This is a genomic window from Serratia sp. JUb9 (genome assembly GCF_014298095.1).
GTDB lineage: Bacteria > Pseudomonadota > Gammaproteobacteria > Enterobacterales > Enterobacteriaceae > Serratia_B > Serratia_B rhizosphaerae.
Genome location: NZ_CP060416.1, coordinates 895396 through 913224 on the forward strand (window position 1 = coordinate 895396; position 17829 = coordinate 913224).

15 protein-coding genes are annotated in these 17829 nt (G+C 58.9%); 5 read left to right on the forward strand and 10 right to left on the reverse strand.

All coding sequences use genetic code 11. From position 1 onward, the window contains the following. Window positions 1-72: 72 nt before the first annotated feature. From HF675_RS04275 to HF675_RS04290, 4 genes are all read left to right on the forward strand, one after another. Window positions 73-705: a response regulator transcription factor gene (locus tag HF675_RS04275; protein WP_158684837.1), complete on the forward strand. Its 633-nt coding sequence runs from the start codon at window positions 73-75 to the stop codon at window positions 703-705. Next, on the forward strand, window positions 698-4237 hold the full coding sequence (locus HF675_RS04280; RefSeq protein ID WP_187044133.1) for a transporter substrate-binding domain-containing protein: 3540 nt from the start codon (window positions 698-700) through the stop codon (window positions 4235-4237). The genes HF675_RS04275 and HF675_RS04280 overlap by 8 nt, the downstream gene beginning before the upstream one ends. A 104-nt stretch (window positions 4238-4341) precedes the next feature. Continuing rightward, window positions 4342-4782, forward strand: a complete 441-nt coding sequence (locus HF675_RS04285) for a DUF1090 domain-containing protein (protein WP_105232503.1) — start codon at window positions 4342-4344, stop codon at window positions 4780-4782. 124 nt (window positions 4783-4906) lie between these two features. Continuing rightward, window positions 4907-7072, forward strand: a complete 2166-nt coding sequence (locus HF675_RS04290) for a fimbria/pilus outer membrane usher protein (RefSeq protein WP_111736490.1) — start codon at window positions 4907-4909, stop codon at window positions 7070-7072. Here HF675_RS04290 and ruvX read toward each other — a convergent pair. The 6 genes from ruvX to HF675_RS04320 form a co-directional block, all read right to left on the reverse strand. Beyond that, window positions 7032-7457, reverse strand: a complete 426-nt coding sequence (gene ruvX / locus HF675_RS04295) for a Holliday junction resolvase RuvX (RefSeq protein ID WP_105232501.1) — start codon at window positions 7455-7457, stop codon at window positions 7032-7034. The genes HF675_RS04290 and ruvX overlap by 41 nt on opposite strands. Then, window positions 7457-8020 (reverse strand): YqgE/AlgH family protein, encoded by a 564-nt coding sequence (locus HF675_RS04300; protein WP_105232500.1) that lies wholly within the window; start codon window positions 8018-8020, stop codon window positions 7457-7459. The genes ruvX and HF675_RS04300 overlap by 1 nt, the downstream gene beginning before the upstream one ends. A gap of 110 nt (window positions 8021-8130) precedes the next feature. After that, the gene (gshB, locus tag HF675_RS04305) at window positions 8131-9081 is read right to left on the reverse strand and encodes a glutathione synthase (protein ID WP_111736491.1); all 951 of its coding nucleotides are present in this window, start codon (window positions 9079-9081) and stop codon (window positions 8131-8133) included. A 13-nt stretch (window positions 9082-9094) separates the two neighbouring features. Beyond that, window positions 9095-9826 carry a 16S rRNA (uracil(1498)-N(3))-methyltransferase gene (rsmE, locus tag HF675_RS04310; RefSeq protein WP_111736492.1) on the reverse strand — a complete coding sequence of 244 codons (732 nt, stop codon included), beginning with the start codon at window positions 9824-9826 and terminating at the stop codon, window positions 9095-9097. A gap of 121 nt (window positions 9827-9947) precedes the next feature. Then, a complete protein-coding gene (endA, locus tag HF675_RS04315; protein WP_105232497.1) occupies window positions 9948-10643 on the reverse strand; it encodes a deoxyribonuclease I in 696 nt (231 codons plus the stop codon). A gap of 176 nt (window positions 10644-10819) precedes the next feature. After that, complete coding sequence (locus HF675_RS04320) at window positions 10820-11347, reverse strand: SprT family zinc-dependent metalloprotease (RefSeq protein ID WP_105232496.1); 528 nt, start codon at window positions 11345-11347, stop codon at window positions 10820-10822. 372 nt (window positions 11348-11719) lie between these two features. Here HF675_RS04320 and fumA point away from each other — a divergent pair, with 372 nt between their 5' ends. Continuing rightward, the gene (fumA, locus tag HF675_RS04325) at window positions 11720-13366 is read left to right on the forward strand and encodes a class I fumarate hydratase FumA (RefSeq protein WP_015673783.1); all 1647 of its coding nucleotides are present in this window, start codon (window positions 11720-11722) and stop codon (window positions 13364-13366) included. A gap of 92 nt (window positions 13367-13458) precedes the next feature. Here fumA and HF675_RS04330 read toward each other — a convergent pair whose 3' ends face one another. The 4 genes from HF675_RS04330 to HF675_RS04345 all read right to left on the reverse strand — a co-directional run bounded on the left by HF675_RS04330 (window position 13459) and on the right by HF675_RS04345 (window position 17822). After that, the gene (locus HF675_RS04330; protein WP_187044134.1) at window positions 13459-14856 is read right to left on the reverse strand and encodes a sugar porter family MFS transporter; all 1398 of its coding nucleotides are present in this window, start codon (window positions 14854-14856) and stop codon (window positions 13459-13461) included. 305 nt (window positions 14857-15161) lie between these two features. Then, entirely contained in the window at window positions 15162-16136 is a 975-nt protein-coding gene (locus tag HF675_RS04335; RefSeq protein WP_187044135.1) for an XdhC family protein, read from the reverse strand. A 4-nt stretch (window positions 16137-16140) separates the two neighbouring features. After that, window positions 16141-16710 carry an NTP transferase domain-containing protein gene (locus HF675_RS04340; protein ID WP_105232493.1) on the reverse strand — a complete coding sequence of 190 codons (570 nt, stop codon included), beginning with the start codon at window positions 16708-16710 and terminating at the stop codon, window positions 16141-16143. A 161-nt stretch (window positions 16711-16871) separates the two neighbouring features. Continuing rightward, a complete protein-coding gene (locus HF675_RS04345; RefSeq protein ID WP_187044136.1) occupies window positions 16872-17822 on the reverse strand; it encodes a family 43 glycosylhydrolase in 951 nt (316 codons plus the stop codon). Window positions 17823-17829: the final 7 nt, after the last annotated feature.

Consider the following 17829-nt stretch of genomic DNA (forward strand, 5'->3'; position numbering starts at 1 on the left):
CCCTGTGATTATTAATTTCACGGGGCGCATAGCCATACGCGGATTATCTTGCCCATGAATAAGGATGTTCTTATGGATACCTGGCTGGTTGTTGACGATCATCCGGCAATCTGTTTCGCCGTCAAAACAATGCTGGCGCAGTTAGGTGATAATGTAATTATAACGGCGAACAGCGGCACTGACGCGCTGGCGAAAATAAAAGAGCACCGCCCCGGCATGGTGATTCTGGATATCATGCTAAATAAAATGGACGGCCTGCAGGTTCTCCAGCGTATTCGTCAGCTGAACAGCGCCATCAAGGTTATCGTCTATACCGGACTCCCGGCGGAGAATTACGCAGAGCGGGCCATGCGCGCAGGCGCACGCGGATTCTTTCATAAAGATCAGGACATCAGCCAGCTGGTGCCGCTGTGTCAGCTGGTACTGCAGGGCTATGCCTGCTTTCCTTATGATGCGGTAACGCCGTTGTTTAATACTGCGGAGCGGAATAGTAATGCGTTGGCGCGCCTGTCCGATCGTGAATTAACGGTATTACGCTATTTGTCAGAGGGCTTGAGTAATAAGGATATTGCCGACAGGTTGTTGCTCAGTAATAAAACAATTAGCACTTATAAGAGTCGTCTGATTGAAAAGTTTAATGGCAAATCTTTGGAGGAGGTTTATGCGCTATTGAACGAGCAGGGAAGTACGGAAAATAATGGCTAAATATATATTGTTATTTTTATCGCTGTTTTCCGATTGCGTATATTCCGTCACGCTATCGCCAAGCCGGGAAATCAATTTGGTCAGCCGTGGGCAGGTGCAATTGGCGGATCCCGACCTGAGCAGCGATGACTGGCTGTGGCTGCGGCGTAAACGCGTATTGGTATTCGGCCTGGCGGCGCCGCACTATCCGCCGTTTGATATCACCAGCGGCGCCAATGATTATGGCGGCATCAACGCCGATTACCTCGGTATTCTCGCCTATAACCTCAATGTGCAGATCAAAGTGCGTTACTACGAAAATGACGCCGCTTTGCGGCAGGATCTGCAAAAGGGCGTGGTTGATATGATCGGCAACGTGGCGGCAATGGGGCAAGAGGAGCCCGGCCTGCGGCTGACCAAAGCTTATGTGCCGGCAGCACCTGCGCTGGTGCTGCGCACCGACAGTCTGCTGCGCTTCCAGCCGCTGAAGGAGATTGCCATTGAAAGCCAGTATCGTAATAACCCGCGCATTCTGCAGCGTTTTCCCGTAGCCGACTATCAGAGCCTGGACGTTCCCCGCCGTGCGCTGGAGGCGCTGTCGTTCAAAAAACTGGATGCCTTTATCGGCGATGCGACGGTCGCCCGCTACCTGATTAATCAGGGGAATCTGAACAACCTGCGCATTCAGCTGCTGCCGCCGCAGGAGGTGCGCGGTTTTTCCTTTGGTCTGGCGGCGGACAACGAACGCCTGCAAACAATCCTCGACGCCGTGCTGTCGATCATTCCTGAAAGCACGCAGGCGGAGATTCAAAGCCGCTGGAACGGCGGCATTCCGATGTCGCAGGGGGGAGAGCACCTGCTGCTGACGTCGCTGGAGCGTAAGTGGGTCGAGGATCATCCGCATGTGCGGGTGGTGGTCAACGGCGACTTTCCGCCGCTGAGTTTCTTCGATGTGCAGGGCGGTTTTCGCGGGTTAAGCGCCGATGTGATGGATGCCATCTCCGATCGCACCGGCCTGAAGTTCGATATTATCCGTGCCCGTTCGCTCAAGGATTCGCTGAATGCGGTTCACGCCGGCAAGGCGGACGTGGTGGTGGGGCTGACGCTGGATTCCGTCTGGCCAAACGGCCTGATGACCACCCGTTCTTTTCTGGTTAACTCCTGGGTGCTGGTGGGATTGGCGAGCCAGAAGGCGCAGGGCGATCCGCAGGTGATCGCCCTGGTCGACGGCCATCCGCTGCAGGCGTTCCTGCAGGAGCGCTATCCGGAGAGCCGTATCATCAGCGTAGACTCGCCGCAGGCCGGAGTTGACGCGGTGAAAAAGCGCCGGGTGTCGGCGCTGGTGCTGCCGATGATTAGCGCGGATTTCTTCCTCGCGCATGAGCAACCCGACGGGCTGCATATTCTGGAATCGCTGGATACCGAACCGGCGCACTTCGTGATTGGCGTCGCCGGCACCGAATATCCGCTGGCGACCATTCTGGATAAGGCGCTGCTCAATATACCACCGGAAGATATCCATGCCATGACCAGCAACTGGTACAACAATACCTACCTGCTTGAGGGGGCGCAAAGCAGCGGCAAGCGCTGGTTTCGTTACTATCCCGCGCTGCTGTTCGGCACCAGTCTGATGCTGATTTTGCTGGCCACGGCGTATTTCATCAGCCAGATGCGCAACAAGCGGCAACTGACCCGCCGCTGCCAGCTGGTGATGGACGCCGTGCCGCTGCCCATCTATATGACCAATCTGCAGGGGCAGATCGTGATGGCGAACGCGTCGTTTTACCGCGCCATCGGCGCTACGGCGCCGCAGATTATCGGCACCTCGCTGGATGATATCCCGTTGGGGCTGCCCGGCGCGTCAGATATTGCGCTGACCGACGGCGAGAAGGGCAAGGGGATGTTCGTCACCCGCTATTTACAGATGGGCGAGCAGCGGCACACCCTGCAGCAGTGGAATTCGCTGTGGATCACCGAAGGGCGCCGGGCGGAGGGGAAAATAGGCGGCTGGTTTGACGTGACCGAGCGCGATCGCCTGATCGAGCAGCTGCGCCAGGCGAAAGAACATGCCGACCGCGCCAACCGCGCCAAAACTACCTTTCTGGCGACGATGAGCCATGAGATACGCACGCCGCTGAATGCCATTATCGGCATGCTGGAACTGCTGCTGAACCGCCAGCCGGGCGATGAGCCGGCGGATATCGAGCTGCTGGGCGTGGCCCATGAGTCGGCGCACTCATTGCTGACGCTGATCGGCGATATTCTCGATATTTCGCGTATTGAAGCGGATCGTCTGGTGCTGCATCCCCAGCGCGCCGACATCCGGCGGCTTATCGAGTCGATGGCCATGCTGTTTGACGGCGTTGCCAGACAGAAGGGGCTGGATTTCAGGTTGGAAATCGATGCGGAAATTACCGGCGACGTACTGGTCGACCCGGTACGTTTCAAACAGGTGCTGTCGAATCTGGTGAGCAACGCGATCAAATTTACCGAACAGGGGCAGATCACCTTAAGCGCGGTGGTGGAGAAGGTCACCAAAGAGCATTTTGATCTGCGCCTGCAGGTTTCCGACACCGGCAAAGGCATCGACGCCCGCACGCTGGGACGACTGTTCCGGCCGTTTACCCAGGGGCAGAACGACGTCGGCGGCGCGGGGCTCGGCCTGTTTATTTGCCGTAAGCTGGTGGCGATGATGGGCGGTTTTATCAGCGTGAACAGTGAGGTCGGGCTGGGCAGCGAATTTACCGTGGCGCTGTCTATGGCGCGCCTGCGGCGGATGGACGTACAGCCGCAGAGCAACGATACGACTCCCCGGCCGGAGCGGAGCCTGCGGGTGCTGGTGGTGGAAGATCACCATGCCGGGCGCATGTTGCTGAGCCGCCAGCTGACGTTTCTCGGCCACTGCCCCACGGCGGCAGAGGATGGTGAACAGGCATTGGCGCTGCTGGAGCATTCCCCGTTCGATCTGATTATCACCGACTGCCATATGCCTAATCTGGATGGCTATAGCCTGAGCCGCCAGATACGGCTGAATGAGCGTGAGCGGCATCTGGCGCCGTCAATTATCTGGGGCCTGACCGCCAACGCGCAGGAGAGCGCACGCGAAGCGTGCCTGCGGGCCGGCATGAACGATTGTCTGTTTAAACCGGTCAATCTGGCGATGCTGCAGAAGACGTTGCAGCGTCTGCCGGTGAACGCGCCAGCAGCGGCGCACCAGGAGGCGATTTTCGCCAGACTTCCGGCGGAGCTGCAGCAGCCGGAGGTACTGCAGGAGTTTATCGCCACCCTGTTAAGCAGCCTGCATGAGGATGGCGGCCGGCTGCGTAAGGCGCTGCGGCAGCAACCCGTGCCGTGGGACGACGTTCAGGCACTGGCGCACAAGCTGGCGGGCGCCGCACGGTTGTTGCATGTCGATGCGCTGGACCGGGCGTGCCGGGCGTTGCAACAGACCAGCGAGATGGCGCTTGCCGGGCGGGTGCTGGATGAAACGGAACGTCTGGCGTCACGGCTTGAGGGACTACAGGATAATCATCCTTTCCTACAGCGTGATTAAGATGCCGTTGGCTTTTAAGGTAAGCGGCAAAATTTTAGACTTGTTGTGGACAGGAAGGGGAGCATCGGGCTCTCCGAGTCCATGTAATATTTAAGGATAATATCATGAAAAAAATGACTAAAATGGCAATCCTGCCGGTAGTAATGGCGCTGGGCGTTGGTTTCTCTTCCATGGCGTCTGCCGCTTATAACTGCGACGCTAAGCGTTCTGCTATTGAATATCAAATTCAGCAGGCGGAAAGATACGGCAACTACAACCGCGTAGCCGGCCTGAAGCGTGCGCTGAGTGAAGTCAACGCGCGTTGCTCTACCGGTAGCGCTGTAGTTGACGTGCAGAAGAAAGTCGAAAAGTTAGAGCGTAAGCTGCTGGACAAGAAAGAAGACGTCCGTGATATCAAAGCCGACCTGCGCAAAGCACAGGCAAAAGGCGACGCGAAGAAAGTGGCTAAATATCAGCGTAAGCTGCGTGAAAAGCAGGCTGAAGTTAAAGAAGTGGCCGCTGAACTGCGTCAGGCGAAAGCTGAACTGGCGGCAGCACGTAAATAATCCGATAGACAACGTTCACGCATGGAAAGCGGCGAACAGTCTAGTGAGAAGCGAGGCGCTACTATGCGCCTCTTTTTGGCGTTGATAAAACGCCGGAATCGTGTGGTTGATACTCAAGGAACGAATGAAACCCGCCCTGCGCTTTACCCTGCTTCCTCTGGCGCTTGCCACCACTTGCGCGCAGGCGGAAGTGAACAAAATTTACCTTATCTTTAACGATACCTATAAAGGCCGCGCTGCAGTTACGCTGGATGCGGCGGGTATGCCGTGCGTGACTCCTACCTTGCTCAGCGAGTGGGGCGTACGGGGAAAACTCGCCGCAGGGCTGGCGACCTCGGCCGATGGCTGCGTGTCGGCCGACGAACCCGGCGTGCAGTTCTTTTATGAACCGGTATCACAACTGCTGACGGTGGACGTTTCACCGCGGATGGTCGGCGGCGGCGATATCAGCCATCGTTGGGACGACGGCGTTAACGCCGGTTTTATCGACTATCAGCTTAACTACGGCCACTATGCCGCCGAGCGTTATCGGGACGCCGAACGGCGCTATAGCCTGTTTGCGGAATTGAACACCGGCCTGAACCTGGGGGCATGGCGTTTGCGTTACCAGCCGGTCTATCAGAAAGACGCCTGGGGCCAGCCAAGCTGGCATACGGAAAAAGCGCTGGCCTATCGCGATCTGAAAGCCTGGCGCGCATTGTTGAGCATCGGTGATAACAACACGCCGTCGACCCTGTTTGATAACGTTAAGTACCGTGGCATCCAGCTGGCGTCGGACGATCGGATGCTGCCGGAGAGCCTGCGGCAGTTTTCGCCGTGGATCCGTGGTATGGCGCGCAGCAACGCCGAGGTTAAAGTGCGGCAAAACGGCGAGGTGATTTACCAGACTTTTGTATCCCCCGGCGCGTTTATTCTGAAGGACGTGTATCCCCCGGATCCCGATGGCGACATTAGTGTGACCGTGCGTGAAAGCGACGGAACGGAAACCGAGCGCAAACTGCCTTACTCCGCGATGCCGAATCTGGTGCACGGCGGCAGGCTCAAGTACGACCTGACGCTGGGTAAATACCAGCCCTATTTTGGCATAGAACAGCAGCAGCCACAGTTTGGCCTGCTGTCCGCCAGTTACGGCCTGCCGGCGAAAACCACGCTGTATGGCGGCATATTGCTGTCCGGGCTGTATCGCAGCGCCGCCGTGGGCGTGGGGAAAAGCTTCAACCAGTGGGGGGCGCTGTCGGTGGATTACAACTATGCCGCGGCGCGTCAGCCGCGTCGTTCTGCCGACGATCGCGGCGGCATGTGGCGCCTGCGTTACGCCAAGGTAATCCCGTCCTGGGAGTCATCCGTCAGTCTGCTGGCGCAATATTATCCGCGGCAGCGTTACCGGACGTTTGGCGATGGGGTAGAGCAGCAGACGCTTTACTGGTGGGATTGGGATGACGATATGTTTATCGGCGATTTCGACGCCGAGAAAAAGTACCGTCTGGAGGCACGTTACAATCAGTACTTCTCCGAGTCGGACAGCCTGTATCTGACGCTGGCGCGTGAGGCAATGCGCGGCCAGGATAAAGGTGAAACCAGCGTAGAGTTGGGGTACAGCGCCACCTGGGGCGCGGTTGACGTCAATCTGTATGCGGAATACAGCCGCAGGAATTACGGCAAAGAGCAGGGGCAGCTCGGGCTGTCGTTTTCAGTACCGCTGGGCAAACTGGCGCTGCCGCGTATGAAGTTGAATTACGATCACCGGCTGGCGAAAAACGGCGCCGGCAGCCGGCGGGTCGGCGTCAGCGGTACGCTGCTGTCGGATTACAGCCTGAGTTACGATCTCAGCACCAGCCAGAGCCAGAGCTATGGCAGCAGTCAGGATGCCAGCGCCAGTTATCAGTACAACGCCGGTTCGCTGCGTCTCGGCTATGCACGCGGTCGGAACTATCGCCAGCAGAATGTCGAGCTGGCCGGCAGCCTGATGGCCCATGCCGGCGGCGTGACGCTGGGGCAAACGCTGGGGGAAACCATGGCGATCGTACAGGTGCCCGGCTCATCGGGTATCGGCGTCGACAACCAGTACGGCGTCACTACCGACTGGCGCGGCTATGCGGTGGTCAGCACGCTGACCCCTTATCGGATTAACCGGCTGTCGTTGGATACCTTTGAGCTGCCCGACGACGAAGAATTACCGCAGCCGGAAATCGAGGTGGTGCCGACGGCGGGGGCGATCATGTTCAGCCGCTTCGCGCCGGCGCAGAAACTTACGCTCCCAGATGCTGCTCGAACCAGCTCTCCAGAATAACCACCGCCGAGGCGGAATCCACGCTGCCTTTATCCAGCGCGCGGAAACCGCCGCGGTCAAACAGATGCGAACGCGCTTCCACGGTGCTCAGCCGCTCGTCATGCAGCTCCACCTGAACGCCGAAGCGGCCATGCAGGCGGTTGGCGAACTTGCGCGCCCGGGCGGTCAGCGGCTGTTCCGTGCCGTCCATATTGAGCGGCAGGCCGACGATGACCAGATCCGGCTGCCACTCCTGCAGCATTTTTTCGATTTTCTGCCAGTCCGGCGTGCCGTCCTGTGCTTTAAACGCCGCCAGCGCGCGTGCGGTGCCGGTAATTTCCTGACCGATGGCCGCGCCGATGCTTTTGGTGCCGAAGTCAAAGGCGATGAGGGTGCGGTTGCTCATCAGGCATGTCCTGCATGGTTGGCGATGCTGCGGATATCGACGCCGAGACGGTTGGCCGCTTCACGCCAGCGGTTGGCGATCGGCGTGTGGAACAGGATTTCGCTGTCGGCTTCTGCGGTCAGCCAGGCGTTTTCCAGCACCTCCTGCTCCAACTGGCCTTTTTCCCAGCCGGCATAGCCGAGGGCGACCAGCACTTCCTGCGGCTGCTCCGGGGTGCCCAGCGTCTCCAGCACGTCTCGTGAGGTGGTGATCATGGTCTCCGGCGAAATCTGAATGCTGGCGTCAAAGCCCGGCTGCGGCGTATGCAGAATAAAACCGCGGTCGTCCGCCAGCGGGCCGCCGGCATACACCGGTTTATCCAGGCTGATGGCCGGGTCGCGTTCGGCCGGCGCAATCTTCAGCTTATCCAGCACGCTTTCTACCGTAAACTGTTCCACAGGTTTGTTGATCACCAACCCCATGGCGCCTTCTTCGTTATGCTCGCAGATGTAAATCACCGAGCGTTTGAAACGGGGATCCTGCATGGTTGGCATGGCGATAAGAAAGTGGTGCTGTAAATTCATGTCGGTCTGTCGATTATTGAGTAGGGTGGATAGTGGCGCTGTCGCACCAATCAGGGCGCAAACGACGCGAAATCGGCAGCGCGGGCGATAACGCCGCGCTGCCCGTCAGCTTAACGCGTAGCCAGACGTTTTTCGATAGCATCCATCAACATACCGGTGATGGAGATCGGGAAGGCTGCTTCGATTTCACGCACGCAGGTTGGACTGGTGACGTTGATTTCGGTCAGGCGGTCGCCGATCACGTCCAGGCCGACGAACACCAGGCCTTTTTCTTTCAGCGTCGGCGCGACGGTACGGGCGATCTGCCAGTCGCTTTCGCTCAGCGGGCGTGCTTCGCCGCGGCCGCCGGCGGCCAGATTGCCGCGGGTTTCCCCCTGCGCCGGAATACGCGCCAGGCAGTAAGGCACCGGTTCGCCGTCGACCACCAGAATGCGTTTGTCGCCTTCTTTAATTGCCGGCAGGAAGTTTTGCGCCATGCAGAAACGGCTGCCGTGTTCGGTCAGCGTTTCGATAATCACCGACAGGTTCGGGTCCTCCTGCTTAACGCGGAAAATCGATGCGCCGCCCATGCCGTCCAGCGGCTTGAGGATAATGTCGCCGTGCTGCTGGTGGAACTTGCGGATGTGCGCGGCGCTGCGGCTGACCAGCGTATCCGGCGTCAGCTCCGGGAACCAGGCGGTGAACAGTTTTTCGTTGCAGTCGCGCAGGCTCTGCGGTTTGTTGACGACCAGCGTGCCTTTGACCTCTGCACGCTCCAGAATATAGGTCGCGTAAATATATTCGGTATCAAACGGCGGATCCTTACGCATCAGGATCACGTCCAGTTCCTGCAGCGCCAGATCCTGCTCGGCGCCGAAGCTGAACCAAGACTCTTTGTCTTCCTTGACGCTCAGTACGCGCGTGCGGGCGCGGCCATCGCCGGCATGCAGATAGAGATCGTCCATCTCCATATAGTGCAGCTCCCAGCCGCGGCGCTGTGCTTCCAGCAGCATGGCGAAGCTGGTGTCTTTCTTGATGTTGATGGATGAGATGGGGTCCATCACTATGCCGAGCTTAATCATTGTTCTTTCTCCTTTAACCCAGATCGCCGAAACGCACCTGGAGGGCGGTAATTGCGGTGAGCGCGGTAGTTTCGGTACGCAGAACGCGTGGCCCCAGCAGGATATCGGTAAATCCATGCCCGGAGGTCATTGCTATTTCATCGGCGGACAGGCCGCCTTCCGGCCCGATCAGCAGGCGGACGTGGTTAACCGGCAGCGGCAGCGTATTGATACTGTGGCTGGCGCGCGGATGCAGATTCAGTTTCAGGCTGTCATCCTGCTCGGCGCACCAGGCTTCCAGCGCCATGGCCGGGCGGACTAGCGGAATACGGTTGCGGCCGCACTGTTCGCAGGCGGCGATGGCGATTTTTTGCCACTGCTGGAGTTTCTTTGCCAGGCGTTCGCCGGACAGCGAGACGCCGCAGCGTTCGGAAAACAGCGGCGTAATGGTATTCGCTCCCAGCTCGATGGACTTCTGGATGGTGAACTCCATTTTGTCGCCGCGTGAGATGACCTGGCCGAGATGCAGGTTCAGCGGCGATTCGCGATCTTCCAGCCGGCCGTCGCCGGTGCGCACCCGTACGCTTTTTTTATCCGCCTGGGTGATTTCAGCGTCGAACACCTGGTTGCTGCCGTCAAACAGCTGCAGCGCCTGGCCCGAGCTCATGCGCAACACGCGCCCGACATGGTTGGCCGCGTCTTCGCTCAGGGCGACTTCTGAATGGGAACTCAGCGGTTCCGGGTGATAGATGCGAGGTATGCGCATAATGACGTTCTAATCCTGACGAAATTCGCAGCCGAAGCGCTGCGTCCTGAAAGACCAAGAGTATATACCCAAAGGCGGCCGAGCGGCAGCGGCGCCGTTGCCGCTGCTCTATGCAGACTATTTAGCTTTTGCGCTGCTGGCAAGCCTGCTGAATATACGGGTTATGGTTTCCCTGTACCTTAGCGATGCGTGCCTCGCGACGACATTCCCAGTCGCTGACCGGGTACTGACGGTTCCACACCTCAAACAGCCGGGTCTGCTGGCGTGACAGACGCAGCCGGTAGCGATCGCGCATATAGAAATAGGTGCGGGCGATGGCGCCGCGGGCGCGGGCCGGCGGTTCCGCCTGTTTGTGTTTGAAGTCGACCTTCATCGGACACTGGCCGTATTGGCCTTCACCGCCGCGCCACTGGCTGTACATAAAGTTACTACGGTCGCCGTTCACTTCGCCGATCGCCGGCTGCAGGTTGTGCAGATCGGTTTCGATTTTGCGGTATGCCGGATCCTTGTTGCAGTTTTTACGCCCGCCGTCGCGCCAGCACTGCAGCTGGTGGCCGAACTGCCAGGCTGGCACCACGTGTTCCCATTCGATTCGGCCGGCGCGCTGGGCATTTTTACGCGGCTGAAAGCCGCAGCCGTGGAGGTCGGGGATGCCTTTCTTGCCGTGCCACTGAATTTGGCAGCCGCAGTAGAAGCTGCCGGGGGCGTCCTGATTGATTTTGACCGCTGCCGCTTTGGCCTGGGAGAAGTTGTTGATGCCATGCGCGTTAACCGCGCCAGAAATGAAAACCATTGCGAACAAAATTTTGCGAAGCATATTCCAAAACAGCTCAAAATCAGAAAAGCACGCAGGGTAGCGGAAGTCGCAGGCAGTGGCAAATCAGGCTAATTATTTGTTTATCCGGCAGACTTGCCGGCGTTATGCATAGCGAGCCGTGCCGGCCGCTGGCGGAAAGCGGCGGCCGGAAGCGAGGTGAGGAATGGCGAAAAGTCTCAATCGCGCAGTTCGCGCGTTTCGCCGGCGGAGAAGACCAGTTTTTCGCCGCAACGGCGGCAGCGGTACTCGCTTTCGCCGCGCTGGATGCGGTTATGGCGACGCACCGTCAGCTGATGCAGCTGGCAGCGGCACTGGTAAGGGAAGGTTTTGCTCTGCACCGAGGCGATGCCGAATTGATGGGTGCGGCTGGCCGGCGTCTGCAGCACTTCTTCCATCATCCAGCGCCATTCGCGGCCGTGCGGCGCTGCCGCCTGACCGAAACGGCGGAATACCAGCAGGTGCGCCAGTTCGTGCGGCACGACTTCATCAATAAACGACTGCTTGTTTTCCATCAGCAGCACCGGGTTAAGGCGGATCTCCCAGTCTTGCAGCCAGGCGGTGCCGGCGCTGGTGCCGCGCTGCTGGTAAACGACCTTGGGTTCCGGAAATTCTTCGGCAAAATGTTGCCGGGCCAGCTGCAGTTTTTCCCGCAGGCAGCGCATCACTGCTTGTTGCAGTGCGATAGGGATTCTGATTTTGTTCATCGCCGCTAGCATAGACGCGGCGCGCGGGGCTGGCAATATGCCTCAGGATGAAAAAAGCGTATCGGTTTATGTAGGCTTACGTGCTTTTTTCACCACAATGATAAGCCGATCGGGCGGTGCGGATTGTAATCAAGGTGTTAACTGCGGGATAATAAAACGTGCCAGATAAGTCTGTACCCGCAGTTCTCACAGGACGTGGTCGAAAAAGCTCAAACGGCGTTGCACCCGCGATTCAGGGGCGTTTTGCGATTTAGCGCAATAACCGGCTACCTAAAAATAAGTAAGGTGTGGTGAGTTTTTTTGACGCAGCGACCCGAGTCATGCGCTGAAAGTGTGAATTTAACGCAGCTAATTGTTGCAAGTGAGAGATAAATGTCGAATAAACCGTTCCATTATCAAGATCCGTTTCCACTGAAGAAAGACGATACCGAATACTATCTGCTAAGCCGCGACCACGTTTCCGTCGCAGAATTTGAAGGGCAGGAAGTCCTGAAAGTTGCACCGGAAGCCCTGACCCTCCTTGCCCAGCACGCCTTCCACGACGCCTCATTTATGTTGCGCCCGGCGCACCAGCAGCAGGTCGCCGATATCCTTGCCGACCCGGAAGCCAGTGAAAACGATAAGTACGTTGCGCTGCAATTTCTGCGTAACTCAGAAATCGCCGCCAAGGGTATTTTGCCGACCTGCCAGGATACCGGCACCGCGATCATCGTCGGTAAAAAAGGCCAGCGCGTCTGGACCGGCGGCGGCGATGAAGCAGCGCTGTCGCGCGGGGTGTACAACACCTATATCGAAGACAACCTGCGCTACTCGCAGAACGCCGCGCTGGATATGTATAAAGAGGTGAATACAGGCAGTAACCTGCCGGCGCAGATCGACCTCTACAGCGTCGACGGCGACGAATACAAATTCCTGTGTATCGCCAAGGGCGGCGGTTCCGCGAACAAAACCTATCTGTACCAGGAAACCAAGGCGCTGCTGTCGCCGGGTAAACTGAAAGATTACCTGGTGGACAAGATGCGCACCCTGGGCACCGCGGCCTGCCCGCCGTACCACGTGGCCTTTGTGATTGGCGGCACCTCCGCCGAAGCGACGCTGAAAACGGTCAAGCTGGCTTCCACCAAGTATTACGACGGCCTGCCGACCGAAGGCAATGAGCACGGTCAGGCGTTCCGCGATGTGGCGCTGGAAGAAGAATTGCTGAAAGAAGCGCAGAATCTGGGGCTGGGCGCGCAGTTCGGCGGTAAATATTTCGCGCACGATATCCGCGTGATCCGCCTGCCGCGTCACGGTGCGTCGTGCCCGGTCGGCATGGGCGTATCCTGCTCCGCAGACCGCAATATCAAGGCGAAAATCAACCGCGACGGCATCTGGCTGGAGAAACTGGAGCATAATCCGGGCCGCTATATTCCACAGGAACTGCGTCAGGCGGGCGAAGGGGAAGCGGTGAAGGTGGATCTGAACCGTCCGATGGCCGAGATCCTCAAGCAGCTGTCGCAATATCCGGTGTCCACGCGCCTGTCGCTGAGCGGCACCATCATCGTCGGCCGTGATATCGCGCACGCCAAGCTGAAAGAGCGTCTGGAGCGCGGTGAAGGGCTGCCGCAGTATGTGAAAGACCACCCGATTTACTATGCTGGCCCGGCCAAAACGCCGGACGGCTATGCTTCCGGTTCTCTGGGGCCGACCACCGCCGGGCGGATGGACTCCTACGTGGATCTGCTGCAGTCCCACGGCGGCAGCATGATTATGCTGGCGAAAGGCAACCGTAGCCAGCAGGTGACCGACGCCTGTAACAAACACGGCGGCTTCTATCTTGGCAGCATCGGCGGCCCGGCGGCGGTGCTGGCGCAGCAGAGCATCAAGAGTCTGGAGTGTGTGGAGTACCCGGAACTGGGGATGGAAGCCATCTGGAAAATTGAAGTGGAAGATTTCCCGGCGTTTATCCTGGTGGATGACAAGGGCAATGACTTCTTCCAGAAGATCCAGAGCTCTCAGTGCACCCGCTGCGTGAAATAACGCGGCTGAAATAAAAACGGGGACGGGCTGCGCGCCCATCCCCGGATAAGGTTTCCCATAAGGGCGCGGCGGATGTCGCGCCCTTATCTGTTTTAGCGTGAGCCGATATCGCGCAGCGCTTTGCCGGACATCAGATTACGCTCGATCTGTTCCAGAGAAATGTTTTTGGTTTCCGGAATCAGCACGATGGTCAGTACGATAAACAGCAGGTTCAGTGCGGCGTATACCCAGAAGGTGTGTGCACTGCCCAGGCTGTTCAGCATGGTCAGGAAGGTGGCGCCGACAATCATATTGGCGATCCAGTTCACCGCCGTGGAGCAGGTGATGCCGAAATCGCGGCCTTTCAGCGGCTGAATTTCCGAGCAAAGCACCCAAATCAGCGGGCCGGCGCTCATGGCGAAGCCGACGATAAACATCAGCAGCATCAGGACGGCGAAGTACTGTGCGGCGGTGCTGGCGATGCCGATGTTCATCATGGTGCCGAGTACGCCCATACCGACCGCCATCACCAGGAAGCCCAGTTTCAGCGTCGGCTTGCGGCCCCAGCGGTCAACCAGCCCGATGGCGATAAAGGTCGCCAGCACGTTGACCAGACCGACGATCACCGTGCCCCACATTTGCTGCGCGGTGCTGGCGAAGCCGGCCAGATCGAAGATTTTCGGCGCGTAATACATGATGACGTTCATACCGGTGAACTGCTGCATAACTTGCAGCAGAATGCCGAGATATACCGCGCGGCGGAAATTCTTGTTGTCTTTAAACAGCGACCAGCCGCCCTGTTTGATCTTCAGGCTTTCGCGGATTTCATCCATTTCCGCCTTGGCCTGTTCGGTGGTGTCGCGCAGCATGTCCAGCACTTGGCGTGCCTCTTCATGCCGGCCGCGTGAAGCCAGCCAGCGCGGGCTGCGCGGCAGGAAGAACACGCCGATCAGCAGTAGCAGCGCCGGGATGGTGATGACGCCCAGCATCCAGCGCCAGGCGCCGCTGTAGCTGAACGCAGTATCCGACAGATAGGCCGCCAGAATACCGATGGTGATCATCAGCTGGTACATGGAAATCATACTGCCGCGGATGCGCTCCGGCGCGATTTCCGACAGGTACAACGGCGCGGTGAACGAGGCGATGCCGACGGCCAGCCCCAGCAGAACACGGGAAACCACCAGCACTTCGACGTTAGGGGTGAAGGCGGAACACAGCGATCCGATGACAAACAGCACGGCGCCGATCATCAGGCTGTATTTACGCCCCAGCCGATAGGAGAGCCAGCCGCTGCCGACCGCGCCGACCGCCGCGCCGAACATCATGGAACTGACCACCCACTCCTGTTGGTGCGCGGTGATCTGGAACTCATTGGTAATAAACGGCAGCGCACCGGCGATAACGCCGATATCCAGGCCGAAGAGCAGACCCGCCAGTGCGGCGAGGAAACAGACAAAGAAAGTCATTTGGGCATTTGACCGGCTTTTGCCTGTGGTTGTTACGGTACTCATAACGCCTCCAAAAGGGGGATGTAAAACGCCGAGTGGCTTTGGGGGATAATGTTATTGATCATGATGATGGTTAAAAGTGCGCCGGATCACATTAATGTAATCGCTTACATCAGTGGGGGCTTTTGAGAGGATTCCAATCGCCTAGTAAATAAAGATAAAAGCCACTATAGCCAGCCATAGGCGGTCATATTACGGTACTTTTATTGTAATCGTTTTCAATTTGGGGGGGCAGACGCGCTCCCAAATCAACCAGGGGGAAGCGCTCCCCGCCCGGTTCAGGAGAAATTATGCCATGAGAGAGGGGCTCAGTCCGAGGAAGGACGGATATTTTTTTGTTTCACAATATCAGCCATGACCGCCAGAGCGATTTCCGCCGGGGTTTTGCTGCCCAGCGGCAGGCCAATCGGCGCGTGAATGCGGCTTAGCTGCTGCGGATTAAATTCGGCAATGTTTTGCAGCCGCTGGCGACGGCGGGCGCTGTTCTGGTGGGAACCCATCGCGCCGATATAAAACGCCGGGGTATGAATAGCTTCCATCAGCGTCAGATCGTCCATACGCGGGTCGTGGGTCAGTGCGACCACGGCGGTATTGCCGTGGCAGCCGCCTTCTTCAATAAATTTGGCCGGAAATTGCCGCACCAGCGTGACCGACGGCGTTAACTGGGCGGCGAAGTTCTCCAGCGCCTCGGGACGGTTTTCACACACCAACACTTCAAAACCCAGCGCGGCGGCGAAGTCGGCGCAGTACAGCGCCACGCTGGACAGGCCGGCGATCAGCAGGCGCGGCGCGGCGGCGATATGCAGGACGATCTCCTCACCGCGGCGTTCAACCTGCGTTGCGCTGGCAAAGGGAGTTTCTTCCAGCACGGTGCAGGCGTGCGGCAGCGTCAGGCGTTTGAGCAACGCGTGATGGCCGTCCAGCGCCGCAGCCATCTGCGCCAGGTAGTGAATGCTATGTTCACCGGCCGGCAGGTACTCAATCAGCACCTCCAGTACGCCGCCGCAGGGCAGCGCCACGTTCGGCGTCAGGCCGCCTTCGCCGTAGCGCACCACCTGGCTGGCCGCCTGATAGTCGCCGGCGGCGATGCGCTGCAGAAAATCCTCCTCCACGCAGCCGCCGGAGAGCGAGCCGCAGTAGCGGCCATCGGCGCCGGCCGCCATCAGCGCGCCGGGCGATCGCGGCGAAGAGCCGTAGGTGGTCAGCACGGTGCACAGCCAGACCGGCTGCTGTTGCAGCCAGGACATGGCCTGACCGACGACGGTGATATCGAGATGTTGCATGGAGCTACTCGCTGTCCGCTAACTGAGAGGGAAGATCAATATCCTGTACGATGCCCGGGTTATCAACTGAAATCAGGTGCACTTCCTGGTCAAACAGCACGGAACGTCCACCGTCATCGCCGCGCAGGGCGCACAGCGCGTTGCGCAGCGTAGCGGAAAAGCCGACGGGATGCCCCGGGCGCCCGTTAACGCAGGGGCGGGCGATCGCATATTTTTGTAGCGCCGCTGCGGTTTGCCTGAATATTTCAGCAGGCACAAAGGGCATATCCGCCAGATGGATCAGCCAGCCGTCCCACTGCGGACGGGCCGCCACGCCGGCGGCGATGGATTCCCCCAGCCCGCGGCTGTCCAGCAATACCGTCTCGACGTGATGTGCTGCGCAGTGCCGGCGTACGGGCTGATTGTCCGGCCGGGTCACCACGACCAGCGGCAGGCCGCTGGCCTGCGCCTGCTGCAGCGTCTGGGCGAACAGAGTGCGTTCGCCCAGGGGCGCATTCAGTTTGTTTCCGCTGCCGCCGGCCCGGATAAAGCGTTCACTGCGTCCGGCGGCGGCAATCACAATACCTGTCGTCATATTGATCACCTGTTTTGGCTATAGGCATATGCCAACAGCGTTAGGGTAAGCCGGAGCCGCTTATGAAACGGCGCCGACTACAAAAGAAGGGAATCATTATGAATATTGTAACCTGTCACGGCGTCATTTTAGTCACCGCGCCGTAACGGCGGAAGGCGGCATCACTGATTATCCGCCGGTGGTTCGCCAAACAGCGGCATGCCCTGTTCATCCCAGGACAGGGTTTTGATGCGCGTATGCCGGTTAGGGTCGTACAGCGGATCGCCGTCAATTTCGGTGTAGTTGCGTGCGTGGTACACCAGCACGTCGTTGTTGTCCTCATCCTGGGTAAAGCTGTTGTGACCGGGGCCGTACTGGCGGTTGTCGTAACTGGTGCGAAACACCGGCTGCGGCGACTTATGCCATTGTGCCGGGTCGGTCAGGTCGGCGTCGATATCCGCCCACAGCAGCCCGAGACAGTAATTCTCGTCGGTGGCGCTGGCGGAGTAGCTGATGAAAATCCGCTGCCCGTGGCGGATCACCGCCGGCCCTTCGTTCACCCAAAAACCCCGCGTCTCCCAGGGCAGTTCCGGCTTGCTGAGCATCACCGGTTCCCCTTGCAGCGTCCACGGGTTGGTCATTTCCGCCAGATACAGGTTGGAGTTACCGCGTATGGCCGGATCTTTTTGCGCCCACAGATAGTAATGCCTGCCGCGGTGGTTAAAGTAGGTGGCGTCAAGGGAGAAGCTGTCGAGATGGCTGTGAATGCGTCCTTTCTCCTGCCATTCGCCGGTGAGCGGATCGGCGTCGCTGCAAGCCAGTGCGAACATGCGGTGCTGAAACAGACCGTCCTTAATCTCCGGGCTGTGGGCGGCGGCGAAGTAGATATACCAGACGCCGTCGATCACATGCAGCTCCGGCGCCCAGATCAGGGCGCTCATCGGCCCGCTGGCCGGTTTGCGCCAGACGACGTGCGGCGTGGCCTGCGCCAGACCTGTCAGGCTGGTGGCGCGGCGCAGCTCCAACCGGTCGTACTCCGGCACCGACGCGATAAAGTAGTAGTTGCCGTCGCTGTGGCGCAGGATAAAGGGATCGGCGCGTTGCGTAATCAGCGGGTTGGGATAGATTTTCATCGTTTTC